Source organism: Fibrobacter sp. UWB16 (assembly GCF_900215325.1).
Taxonomy (GTDB): Bacteria; Fibrobacterota; Fibrobacteria; order Fibrobacterales; family Fibrobacteraceae; genus Fibrobacter.
Window position 1 is genome coordinate 351,619 of the sequence record NZ_OCMS01000001.1, and the last position, 12,273, is coordinate 363,891.

Here is a 12,273-nt window from a genome sequence, read left to right on the forward strand (position 1 = left end):
ATGTTTACATATCGCTACAGAGAACTCGCTGTCGCCCTTGAAAAAAAAGGCGAAGTCCGTCTTGCGCTCGCCAAGACGCTCCGAGTGAATCCCGAAGAAATCTTCAATCTCGAAGTCGAACGCTTTTCGCTGGACTCCAGACGCAAAGGCGACTTGCACTGGTCCTATAATGTCGTTTTCGACCTGAAGCGCAAAGTCCGTGCGACGGGGAACAACGCCCGCGGGCTCATCGAATCCAAGCGCGAGATTCGCAGCCTCGATGCAGAACCGTTAAAAGACACTGTAGCGATGGCAAGCCACGTGGACGTGATTGGAGCAGGGCCTAGCGGTCTTTGGGCTGCGCTACATCTTTTGCGCAAAGGGTTCTCTGTCGACATCTACGAACAAGGTAAGCAAGTTGAAGAACGTTTTCGCGACATCCGCAAATTCTTTGTAGACCGCAAGTTCAACGCCTACAGTAACGTGCTATTTGGCGAAGGTGGAGCTGGTGCATTCAGCGATGGCAAGCTCAACACCCGCAGTCGCAACCTGTTCAGCGAAACCGTACTCAAGGACATGGTAGACTTTGGCGTTGACGAAAGCGTCGTCACATTTGCAAAGCCGCACATTGGTACAGACAAACTTGTACTCATGTTGCGTCAAGTCCGCGCCGAGATTGTCCGCCTCGGCGGGCATATCCATTTCAACACGAGCCTTGAAGATATTGAAATCAAGGATGGGCGAATTTGCGCAATCAAGCTAAGGGAGATTCCCGCATGCGCGGGAATGACAAGTGCGGGCGCAGGGATCGCGGAATCGCATTGGCAGCCGTGCGAAGCGCTGGTCCTTGCAGTCGGGCATTCCGCACGTAGCGTTTACGAGATGCTCCACGCTCGCGGCGTGACTCTCGAAAGCAAGGCGTTCGCCATGGGCGTCCGCGTTGAACACCCGCAGTCGCTCATCAACATGCGACAGCTCGGGCTGAACGTCGATACAAGACTCACCGGAGCCGCCGAATATTTCCTCGCCACGCCGACAATCAACAAGACTTCAAGCGCCTACAGCTTTTGCATGTGCCCCGGCGGAGTCCTTGTGCCATGTGCCTCAGAACCGGGAACGCTTGCGACAAATGGCATGAGCTATAGCCGACGCAACGGTGCATTCGCTAACGGGGCCATCGCCGTCCCAATTACTGCAGGCGCCGAAGGCTTTGACATTCCTTCAAGCGGTTCGCTTTTTGGCGGTCTCGACTTGCAACGAAAAATCGAAACAGACGCCTACAACGTCGGCGGAAAAGTTTACGCCGCTCCCGCGCAAACGATCAAGAACTTCCTCGCCCACCGCGAAGACAAAACGCTCCCCAAAACCACCTACCCTTGCGGACTCGTGCCAAGCAATCTGTGGGATTGGATGGACAAGACGATTTGTCAAAGTCTCGCCGAAGGCTTCCAAAATTTTGACCGCAAAATTCCGGGATTCATCAACGAAGGCCTGATTGTCGCCCCCGAAACGCGCACCAGTTCGCCGCTCCGCATCACGCGCAACAACGAAACACTCGAAAGCGTAAACACCCAAGGGCTCTTCGTCCTCGGCGAAGGAGCTGGCTACGCAGGCGGAATCGTCACCAGTGCCGCAGACGGCGTACGACTTGCACACTACGCCAAAAAATGCAAGTAAACCATTAACTAGTAACTAAAAATGATTACACGTACTATCGATCGCAATTTTGCAAACATGCGCCTTGACCGTTTCCTCCGCAAGGCATTCCCCGAAGAATCGCTCTCGGTGTTCTTCGCAGTCATCCGCAAAAAGAAAGTCCGTGTAAACGGCGTTGTCGGCAAGGCAAACCAGATGCTCGTCGAAGGCGACGTGGTCAACATTTACGAGAACTTCAAATCCGTAAGCGAATCAGACGAGAGACGAGAGACGAAAGACGAGAGGAATATAAATGGGGAAAGCCTTCCCCTCGCTTCCGCCGCCGAAGCGGCTCCCGCTACCCCTTCGAGCGGGGCCACCCCGCAACGCCCCGATGCAAAAAGTGCAACAGGTTTCGCCAAGAACAAGTCCACTTGGGGCCGCCACCTCACAGGTGCCGAAAAGCAGGCGCACTGGGGAGCTCACGAGCTCGACCTCGTCGTACAAACCGAAGATTACGTGATTGTGAACAAGCCCTCGGGACTCGCAAGCCAGCCGGGCAGCGGCACGCGCCCAGGCGAAAGCCTCGTGGAATACCTCTGGGAATGGGGACGTAACGAAGGTCTCGATTTCAAGCCGACCATCGCCCACCGCCTCGACCAAGAAACTTCCGGCCTCATCATTGCAGCTCTCCACGGCGACACGCTCCGCGACTTCACCCGCATGATTCGTGAACATGTCGTAGACAAGTTCTACTTTGCGCTCGTCAAAGGCAATCTCAAGAAAGACCGCGGCACCATCAGCGAATCGCTCCTGCGCACAGACAGCGCCAAGGGCAGCAAGATGCTCGTCGGCCAAGATGACGAAAACGCACAGAAAGCCATCACGCATTACCGCGTCAAGCAGCATTACGAAGGCTACGATCTTGTGAAAATCAAGCTCGAAACAGGCCGCATGCACCAGATTCGCGCCCACTTCGCAAGCATCGGGCATCCGCTTCTCGGCGATACGCGTTACGGCGACTTCGCGCTCAATCGCGAAGTCAAAAAGCTGTTCGGTCTGAACCGCTTATTCTTGCACAGCTGCCGCCTGGAATTCGATTGGCAAGGAGAACACAAAGTTTTCGATTGCCCACTCCCCAAGGAACTCCGCGATGTCATCAAGCAGCTCAAGCCGATGCGTTACGAGCGTCCTGAAAACAACTTCCAAAGAAGCAGACGATAAAAGAGCTAAGCACGCACTAGCGGGAAATCGAACTGAATCGAGCGCGGGGTCGCAAACTTGTCAAAAGTAATTTCGTAGCAGAAGTTCTTTTTATCGACACCGCTGACGGTCCCGATTCCAAAAATCTTGTGCACGACACGATCGCCTACCGCAAATTCTGCCGTAGGCGCTTTCTTTACCGCGCCAAGACTCTCGTCTTCATCAAAATCGTTCATCAAGTCGCGATTGCGGTCCGCTTCTGCAATAAAATCTCGTGCCGCCAAAAGCAAATCGTCCGAGAATCCACGCGCCACATCAAGCTCGCCCATGTCCATCTCGAGCAAGAATCTCGACGGATAGCGTGACCCGCTCTCGCCCGCCACGCCATCCTCGGCGTCGCTCAGGCAAAGTACGTTTTCGGCACGCGTGAAAGCCACATACGCAAGCCTGCGTTCTTCTTCGAGCTGAATCTTGTTCTGCACGCGCTTCACCGGGAAAAAGCCCTCGTTCAAGCCGCACACAAAAACATACGGGAATTCTAGGCCCTTCGCATTGTGAATCGTCATGAGCTGCACGCGGTCCTTTTCCTGCACATCTTCATCGGCATTCGTGAACAGCACGATGTTTTGCAAATACTCATCCAGCGAAGCATCTTCTTCGTAGTAATTCTCGAATTCAAGAATCCCCTGTTTGAGTTCTGCGAGATTGTCCAAGCGGTCTTCATCGCCATCCAGACGAAGCATTTCCTCGTACTTCGTCTCGCGAAGCATCTTCGAAAGCAATTCCGAAACGCGCATATCCTTATAACGCGAGCGATACTTTTCAATCAGCTTCACGTATTCAACGACATTGCTTCTCGACAAGAATTCCTTGCAGTCAAAATCGATTTTCCGATGGTCATTGCCAACCGACGAAAGTTCCGCCTGCGTCGTGACATCAGGCGCCACATCGTTCAAGCGCCCCGCCTCGTACACAATTTCAAGCAACGCCTCGTAAAGTCCGACCTTGCGCGTATCCGCAAACGCCTGCAAAATTGCCATTTTCTTCGGCCCGAACTGGCGCTTGGGCGTATTCACCGTCCGGATAAACGACAAGTCATCGGCATACACAAGCATTCGCAAATAGCAAATGATATCCTTGATTTCCTTGCGCTGATAAAAGCCTACACCGCTATAAACCTTATAAGGGATAGACTCCGACATCAGAGCCTCTTCGACAGAGCGCGACTGCGAATGCATACGGTACAAAACCGCAATATCCTTGTAATGCACACCACCCGCGCCATTTTTCACAGAATTCTGTACCGCATTCTGGATGCGCTCCACAATCCATTTTGCTTCTTCGCGCGTGTTCTTCGCATGGTAAAAAACAGGAGTCTTGCCGCCTGCACGGACCGGCCTCAAGACCTTCTCGATTCGGTACTTGTTGTTCTTGATGACCGCGTCCGGCACCTTCAAAATGCTCGGCGTCGAGCGGTAATTGTTCTGCAACAGAATCGTCTTTGTGCCTTTATGGAACTGGTCAAATTCCAAAATGCGATTGATATCGGCACCGCGCCAGCCATAAATCGTCTGGTCCGGGTCGCCCACCACAAACAGGTTCTTGTGGTAACTCGAAAGCAAATCCGCCAAACGATACTGTTGACCGTCAATGTCCTGGTACTCGTCGACCATCACGTACATCATGCGCTTGCGCCACTTGTCGAGCTTTTCCGGAAAATTCTCCAAAATATATAGCGTCACCAGAATCAAATCGTCAAAATCGAGCGCGTAATTTTTCTTTTGCTCGTACAGATAGCGGTAATAAACCGCCATCCACTTGTCCGGAGCCTCGTCCGCAAGCTCCACCAGATGCTCGCATTTCTCGTTTTCAACCGCCGGCGCATTCCCGGCAGCCGATACATTCTCCTCATCCGCCAAGTGTTCCGCAAACAGCGACACATACCCGATATCATTCGCCTTGCGGCCACCCACAAAATCAAGGACACTGCTGATTTTCAAGTCCTTGAGCGAGAGCCCCAAATCCGCATACGCCTTGCGCAAAAGCGACTTTTGGTCGTCCTCGTCCAAAATCATAAATTCCTTCGGGTAATTCAGAACATGGATTTCTTCGCGCAAGAACTGCACGCAAAAGCCGTGGAACGTCGAAATGTAGCCGCTGTCGTTGCCGCCCAGAATCGAGCGGATGCGCTTTTTCATTTCGGCAGCAGCCTTGTTCGTGAACGTCACGCAGAGAATGTTCGCAGGCGAAATGCCCATCTCCTTCACGAGATACAGATAGCGGTGCGTGAGCGTCCGGGTCTTGCCAGACCCAGCACCCGCCACCACGCGCACATAGCCCTCGGTCGTCTCGACCGCCTCAAGCTGTTCCTTGTCCAGGCGGGAACGCTCCCATTCGAGGGAGTTTTCAACATTTTCGCTTTTCGGGCTTTTTTCCATATGCGAACCGCCTTGTAGTGAACATCTGTTTTACTGCACAAAAAGTAATCTATTTACAGAAATCCGTCAAGTTTTATGCGTTTTTTACCCCACCGTTCTACATTGGAATATTACTATAAACTTTTCTTAAGTTTTTCGTAAGTAATGAGGTATATTTAGAAACGGAGCAATGATAAAACCACAATTTTAGCCAAGGAGGCAAATATGTTTACGAAGCTCTCCAAAACTGTGGCTATTTCTGTTATTATGTATTGCGCATCGTTGTTTGCGCAAACTCCCCAAGTTACCGAAAGATCGGCAATCCCCCCAAAAGGGGATTCTACAATAACAACAACACAAGAAGTTGCGACACCAGCACCTAGCCAAAAATTACGCAACCTCAAAACGATTCATAGCTATAATTTTAATCTTCCCATCGAATCCGAAACCTGGGAAGTCCGATCCGACAAACATGAATGGAATACCCTTGGATTCCAGCTCAGTTGGACTCGCTACAAGACCGAAGAAAGTGGATATTCCACATTATTTGGCTTAGGAGCAAGCTATTTTACCGGTGACCTAAAAGACGACTTTTTCGACGATAAAATCGAATTCAAAGGTTTTGATCTCAACGCGAAATTAGGGTTGGGCTTTGCCCCGGTTTCAAACGATCTAATCGTTGCCTTCCATTTCATTTGCGGCGTCGATGTAAAATTTGCTAACGGTAAAGCCTATATAGAGGATGAAACATTTATGCCAGCCGCCATATATGTTGATGCAACCATTGGCGGAGACTTCATTATCGGCTATCAGGTTCTAGGATCCATGGGTATTCTCGCTGGAATTGATATAACAACCAACGCCTTCGGAATCGGTGGCTACTCCAGAGACCACGACAAAGCTTCCAAGGTGACACAGTTGGATTACGTATTCTCTGGAATCAATTTCACGCCTCATTTGGGAATTTATTTCGGTTTCTAATTCATTCTATTCTTTCCTCAACAAACCCTCCTTACCCCTGCACCCTAAAAGTGCAGGGGTTTTTGCGATATACAATTTCATTCACAATTGAAAAGTGTATATTATAACAGACAAATGTCTTAAAATAGGCAAATGAAGAGGAAAAATGATTATTGTAAACACAGACTACATCAGTGGCAAAGAAATCGAAACGATCCAGCTTGTCAAAGGGAGTATCGTTTTTTCGAAGAACGTTGTCCGTGATATCTTTGCCGGGCTCAAGACTATTATCGGTGGCGAAATCGGTGGCTACAGCGAAATGATGAACGAAGCACGCCAAAAGGCAACTGAGCGCATGATCAGCGAAGCCACCATGATTGGAGCAGACGCCATCGTGAATGTTCGCTATTCCACAAGCGCCTTAATGGCTAATGCCGCAGAAATTATCGCCTACGGCACAGCAGTCCGCTTCAAGAAATAGGCGCTACAAATAGCGCTGGCATAAAAGGACGGCAAGCGCAGTCGCAAAAGCCATATAGGTAAACACAAAAGCCACCGCCTTTTTACGACTGCCTTCCAAACGAATCTCTGGCAAAGTGCTCACAAAGCATATTTGCCACAAATCAAACAAAATCCAAGCAAGGTTTACAGCCGCAAGGCTTAAACTGACATGATGAGGAGCAATAACGGCAACAAGGGTTAAATAAATTTTGATGCTTCCCGAAACACTGTTCGAAAGCAAAAAATTATGCGCCCCAATAAAGCCACCCAAGCAGGCAGCCACAGCCATGCGGGTTCGATTTCGGGGTTTTAATTCTCTAAAATCCATTTTATCTCCCATATACACACTCAAAGCCAAAGGTAAAAACTTTCTCTACATTCAAAAAACTTTTTAGTTCTTACATTTTAAACACGGTGACCTAAATCACAAATCTTTCTATTTTTTAAATATGTCTAATTCATTACTTTTTGGAAAATTCGCAGCAGTTCTCCCCGCAGGCGGCCTCGGCAAGCGCATGGGCGGGGCAATTCCCAAGCAATTGATGCAACTTGGCGGAAAACCGGTTTACCAATACAGCCTCGAAACCTTCCTCAATATGGAAGAAATCGCTGAAGTTGTGATTGCCGTCCCAGCCGATTGGAAAGACTACTTTGAAAAAGATATTTTTAGCCGTTTGAGTCCCGCATTTGGAACCGGATACGGGAATAATTTAAACAAACTAAGAATTGTCGTTGGCGGGAAAGAACGCTGGCAGTCCGTGCAAAACGGAGTGAACGCGCTCACTAGCGGCGCTGAATACGTGCTCGTCCACGATGTAGCACGCCCGTTCATTAGCGAAAAGATTATCCGCGATGTCTGCGAAACGCTCGTCAATCAAGGAAGTTGCCTCGTTGCCAAGCCCGCAATCGACACCATCAAGATTGCAAGCAATGGTCGTGTCGAAAGCACCATTGACCGCAACAAAGTTTGGCTTGCACAGACACCGCAAGCAGCCCGCATCGATTTGCTCAAGAGCCTCTACGCCCGCATCGAAAAGGAACCGCTGAACTTCACGCCAACCGATGAAGCAAGCATCCTCGAATTCTTTGGCGAGTCCGTCTATATCGTGAAAGGCGAATCCGCAAACGACAAGCTCACGACGCCCGAAGATTTCGAATTTTTCGCAAGCCGGGCCAACCAGTTTTAACAGCAACAAAGCCTTACGAGGAGTAAATGAAATACCTGAAGCTACTTGGAATTCTAAGCGCATGCGTTCTCATGACATCTTGCGCCCAGTCCCTTTCTGTTTCTAAGAAAGAAACATTCGAACAGAAATCCGGTATTATCGGAGTTTTCCGCCAGCCAGTCGGATTCTGCAGTGGCGGATACCAACAGCAAATCAAGCTCGGTGGAGAAAGAGTCATCGTCAAACCCACATGGACTAGCGAACAGGACAACCTCTTTTCGGCCTACATTGAACCTGGAAAAGCAGATTTAGAGTATTACAGATTTTCTTGCGGACTCACGGAAACTACGCTCACCCTAAAAGAAAAACACGGGGTCGTTGTCCCTCAAAAAGGCTTCTGCAAAATCGCCATTTCATTCCTGAAAAACGACGAACTATTCTCGAAAAACGAAGTCCTATTGTTCAATCACTTCAAGAAAGAAGAAGTTGCAGCTTCCTTTGAAGATATTCCCTACTGCGAAACATATTAATCCAAGTTTCATTTTTTCTATATTTACCGCCGAAAATTTAAGCAGGCACGAAATTCGCACACCCCCGCGACACCAGCCGCAAGGACAAAAACTGCAAGTTTCGAGCCACAAAGGGTAATAAAATGAAAGTTTCTTTGAATTGGCTTAGACGTCACGTTGACCTTCCGGAATCTGCGGAAGATGTCGCAAAGGCGCTCACCTCCATCGGTCTCGAAGTTGAAGGCATGGAAGAACCGGGCAAGGTCTATGACAAGTTGCTCGTTGCAAAGGTTCTCACTTGCGATCCGCACCCGGATAGCGATCACTTGCACATCACTACCGTGAACGACGGCACGAACACCATCCAGGTTGTTTGCGGAGCCCCGAACGTCGCTGCAGGCCAGACGGTTGTGCTCGCCCCGATTGGCGCAGAACTCCCGCTCCCTGACGGCACCAAGCTCAAGATGAAGAAATCCAAGATTCGCGGTGTCGAAAGCTTCGGCATGATCTGCGCCGAAGACGAAATCGGCCTTTCTGACGACCACGGTGGAATCATGGTTCTCGACGATTCCATCCCGGCAGGTACGCCGTTCGTAAGCCTCGGCATGTACGACGTCTGCTTCGAACTGAACGTTACACCGAACCGCCCGGACGCTCTTAGCCACCGCGGTGTTGCACGCGAACTCGCCGCCAAGTTTAACCGCCCGCTCAAGCCGCTCGCCTACAACTTCAAGGAAGATTCCGAAGACGCAAGCGCCGCCATCAGCCTCGAAGTCGTTCCGGGCTGCGGTTGCTCCCGCTACGTGGGCCGCGTCATCAAGGACGTAAAGGTTGAAAAGTCTCCGGCATGGCTTGCCAAGCTCTTGCACGCTGTCGGCATGAATAGCATCAACAACGTCGTTGACATCACGAACTTCATCTTGATGGACGTCGGTCAGCCGCTCCACAGCTTTGATATGGACCAGCTCCACGGCAACAAGATCAAGGTCCGCCGCGCCGTCAAGGGCGAAACGATTGAAACGATCGACCACACCGAACATGAACTCGTCGAAAACGACCTCGTGATTTGCGACGGTGACCGTCCGGCTTGCGTCGCCGGCGTGATGGGCGGTGTCGAATCCGAAATCGTCGATGCCACGAAGAACGTGTTCCTCGAAAGCGCCTGGTTCAACCCGACCGTTATCCGCAAGCAGGCCAAGCGCCTCTGCATTTCTACAGACTCCAGCTACCGTTTCGAACGTGAAATCGACTTTGCTACGCAGGACGAATACAGCAAGTACGCTTGCGCCATGATTCAGGAAGTCGCTGGTGGCCGCATCCTCAAGGGTTCCGTCGAATACACTGGCGAAGACCACAAGAAAGAAAATAACGTTGTCACGCTCCGCATTGCCCGCGCCGAAAAAGTCATCGGCATGAAACTCGAAGCTGCCCAGGTCGAAAAGTACCTCACGGGTATCGCTCTCGAAGTCGTGAAGAAGGACGCCGAATCCATCACGTTCAAGATTCCGAGTTTCCGCCCGGACCTCGAACGCGAAGTCGACCTCATCGAAGAAATTGCACGCCTCATCGGCTTTGACAACATTCCATACAGCTTGCCGAAGTTCACGATGCAGCCGAACGAACTCCCGCCGATTGAAGTCTTGAACCGCAAGATCCGCAAGACACTTTCTGCCATGGGCCTCCACGAATGCTTGAGCCTCCGCTTCACGAGCAAGGCCCGCACCGAAGCCCTCTTTGGCCCAGAAAGTGACGACCGTCGCAGCAAGCCGGCTCTCCTCTTGAACCCGCTTTCCGAAGAACTCGGTGCTGTGCCGACGAGCCTCCTCCCGAATCTTCTCAAGGCTGTTGCCGAAAACGAAAAGAACCGTCCGGGTTCTGTTCGTCTGTTCGAAGTGGCAAAGGGACAGTTCAAGCGCGCTCGCAAGGACGAACGCGATCCGGGCTTTGACGAATCCAACCTCGTCGCCCTCACCATCGCCGGTAACTTTGATACCGATCCGCTCAACGACAAGCCGAAGCAGATTGACTTTGCCGCCTTCAAGGGCTTTGTCCAGAGCTTCTTCAAGCGTCTCGGCCTCGTCGTGGAATTCCGCGCCGCCGCAAAGCCAGAACTCTTCCTCCACCCGGGCAAGCAGGCCGAAATTGTCTGCAACGGCACGGTTCTTGGAACGATGGGCGAACTCCACCCGAACTGCCTCAAGGCCAACGAAATCAGCTACGAGACTTACGTGATGGAAGCCGACATGGACAAGATGGAACACGAAAGCCACAAGAAGATTGTGTTCCAGCCGTTCAGCCGCCAGGTGCCTTCGACCCGCGACATCTCTATTGAAGTTGCAAAGTCGATGACTCACGAAGACGTGCTCGCCCGCATCAAGGCTCTCAACCCGAAGAACCTCGCGAAGATTACTCTCAAGAGCATCTACGAAGGTGAAAAGATTGAAGCCGGCAAGAAGAACATGGTCTATAGCCTCACCTATCAGGCCATGGACCGTACGCTCACGGACGACGAAGTCAACAAGGCTCACAACAAGCTCCGCGACAAGCTCGTCGCAAACGGCGACATCGTACTCCGCTAGTAGCGATTGCACCGCAAAGCAATCATCCTCGAACGATTGCTTTGCGTCATCCTGAACAAAGAGGTTTGGGCTTGCCCCATACAGTAATTTCTCGTAATTACACAAAAAAACGCTCCCATCGGGAGCGTTTTTCATTTTCGTAATTACAATAACTACTCTGCAAGCGGAGTGTTATTCAAGACAATGCGAACCGCTTTTTCCATGATGGTTTCCCAGTCGCTCAACGACACGACAAACGAATAGCCGGAGTTAGCCTCATAATCGCCATAGCCAACTCTTTTGCCACTCTTCACATCATAATAAGCATATATGCCCTTTGCCGTAAAGTAGTTTTGCGGGCAAGAATAAGTCGTCATTCCATTAGAGCATGTCGACATTTTCGTAGTTCTGCCAATCCAAATATCATCCAGCACAAGATAGATATCCGCAGAATTACTCATTTCTGTCACACTCGGGACTTTAATATTCTCGTTATTTAGAGGAGCCGGATTAATTCTGATATTATCGCTAGAAATTTTCTGTACCGAATAGCGAACACCAGAAGTCTGTTCTCCCAAATTATTTTCTAATTCAGTTTTGTACCATTCAGAGAACTTATTGTAATAATCCGGCAGGTCATCCTGCAAATCATCAAGATTGGCGATAATCGGTTCCGTGAACACAACCTTGACCTTAGTCGGTTTGCTAGTCTAGGAATCATCAATCACAGCTCGCGGAGCTGCGCACCCAACCAAAAAAGCGCAAGCAATCGCCATAGCTAGAACAAGCTTTAATTTTCTCATACAAACTCCTTTTTGTAAATTATTGAGAAATTATTTAAGATTTTTAGAATCTAGTAAAATAATATAAGCTTATCCTAACCCAGTGGTTCGGTAGACTAACTTTAACTAGCCCAGCCCCAGCTGTTCGCGTACATTCTTAATAAATTCATATTCTTCGGGCGATATATTAGTCCTGTTGTAGTCTTCGTGCGAAGCATTCGCAATACGGACCATGCAGTTTATCACGAGAACCTTCGAATCACGGGACTGCGACTGGAGCGCCTTGACACAAGCTTTGGTACGGTCGCTAGCCGATTTGAAGCCAGCATAGAGGCTATTGAATTCGTCCCAACTGGCGTTCGGAGTCACTTCGTCATGAATCTTGTCGAGTTCAGCACTTTCCGCTTCCGTAGCCGAAGTCGCACCCGGCAAAAGCAGTTCATTCTCGTGGTTATGCGAAAGGCAGGCCGTCTGCCAGCACAAAATCAAAAGCGCCATATCAAAATTCATAAGTACCTCTATTTGACTAATTACATTTATAAAGATACGAAAAATCTTAACCA

General features: G+C 50.2%; 11 protein-coding genes. 7 read left to right on the forward strand and 4 right to left on the reverse strand.

The features are described from left to right. Together CRN95_RS01520 and CRN95_RS01525 are read left to right on the forward strand one after the other, a co-directional pair. Window positions 1–1,656: an NAD(P)/FAD-dependent oxidoreductase gene (locus CRN95_RS01520; protein ID WP_088659781.1), complete on the forward strand. Its 1,656-nt coding sequence runs from the start codon at window positions 1–3 to the stop codon at window positions 1,654–1,656. A 21-nt stretch (window positions 1,657–1,677) separates the two neighbouring features. Further along, window positions 1,678–2,838 carry an RluA family pseudouridine synthase gene (locus CRN95_RS01525; RefSeq protein ID WP_097019909.1) on the forward strand — a complete coding sequence of 387 codons (1,161 nt, stop codon included), beginning with the start codon at window positions 1,678–1,680 and terminating at the stop codon, window positions 2,836–2,838. A gap of 5 nt (window positions 2,839–2,843) precedes the next feature. On the opposite strand, the gene CRN95_RS01530 is transcribed toward CRN95_RS01525, so the two are convergent. Further along, window positions 2,844–5,255: an ATP-dependent helicase gene (locus tag CRN95_RS01530; protein ID WP_097019910.1), complete on the reverse strand. Its 2,412-nt coding sequence runs from the start codon at window positions 5,253–5,255 to the stop codon at window positions 2,844–2,846. Window positions 5,256–5,459: 204 nt separating this feature from the next. On the opposite strand from CRN95_RS01530, the gene CRN95_RS01535 reads away from it, so the two are divergent. Together CRN95_RS01535 and CRN95_RS01540 are read left to right on the forward strand one after the other, a co-directional pair. Beyond that, entirely contained in the window at window positions 5,460–6,215 is a 756-nt protein-coding gene (locus CRN95_RS01535) for a hypothetical protein (protein ID WP_097019911.1), read from the forward strand. Window positions 6,216–6,360: 145 nt separating this feature from the next. Beyond that, entirely contained in the window at window positions 6,361–6,675 is a 315-nt protein-coding gene (locus tag CRN95_RS01540; protein WP_088630258.1) for a YbjQ family protein, read from the forward strand. Window positions 6,676–6,678: 3 nt separating this feature from the next. Here CRN95_RS01540 and CRN95_RS01545 read toward each other — a convergent pair whose 3' ends face one another. After that, window positions 6,679–7,023 carry a hypothetical protein gene (locus tag CRN95_RS01545; RefSeq protein ID WP_088630259.1) on the reverse strand — a complete coding sequence of 115 codons (345 nt, stop codon included), beginning with the start codon at window positions 7,021–7,023 and terminating at the stop codon, window positions 6,679–6,681. Between the two features lie 121 nt (window positions 7,024–7,144). Between CRN95_RS01545 and ispD the strand changes: the two genes are divergently transcribed. From ispD to pheT, 3 genes are all read left to right on the forward strand, one after another. Continuing rightward, on the forward strand, window positions 7,145–7,882 hold the full coding sequence (ispD, locus tag CRN95_RS01550; protein WP_097019912.1) for a 2-C-methyl-D-erythritol 4-phosphate cytidylyltransferase: 738 nt from the start codon (window positions 7,145–7,147) through the stop codon (window positions 7,880–7,882). A gap of 26 nt (window positions 7,883–7,908) precedes the next feature. Next, complete coding sequence (locus CRN95_RS01555; RefSeq protein WP_097019913.1) at window positions 7,909–8,391, forward strand: hypothetical protein; 483 nt, start codon at window positions 7,909–7,911, stop codon at window positions 8,389–8,391. A gap of 122 nt (window positions 8,392–8,513) precedes the next feature. Further along, the gene (pheT, locus tag CRN95_RS01560; RefSeq protein ID WP_097019914.1) at window positions 8,514–10,949 is read left to right on the forward strand and encodes a phenylalanine--tRNA ligase subunit beta; all 2,436 of its coding nucleotides are present in this window, start codon (window positions 8,514–8,516) and stop codon (window positions 10,947–10,949) included. A 152-nt stretch (window positions 10,950–11,101) separates the two neighbouring features. Here the strand turns inward: pheT and CRN95_RS01565 are convergent, their stop codons facing one another. Together CRN95_RS01565 and CRN95_RS01570 are read right to left on the reverse strand one after the other, a co-directional pair. Beyond that, on the reverse strand, window positions 11,102–11,611 hold the full coding sequence (locus CRN95_RS01565; RefSeq protein ID WP_235002807.1) for a hypothetical protein: 510 nt from the start codon (window positions 11,609–11,611) through the stop codon (window positions 11,102–11,104). Between the two features lie 225 nt (window positions 11,612–11,836). Next, window positions 11,837–12,220 carry a hypothetical protein gene (locus tag CRN95_RS01570; protein ID WP_097019915.1) on the reverse strand — a complete coding sequence of 128 codons (384 nt, stop codon included), beginning with the start codon at window positions 12,218–12,220 and terminating at the stop codon, window positions 11,837–11,839. Window positions 12,221–12,273: the final 53 nt, after the last annotated feature.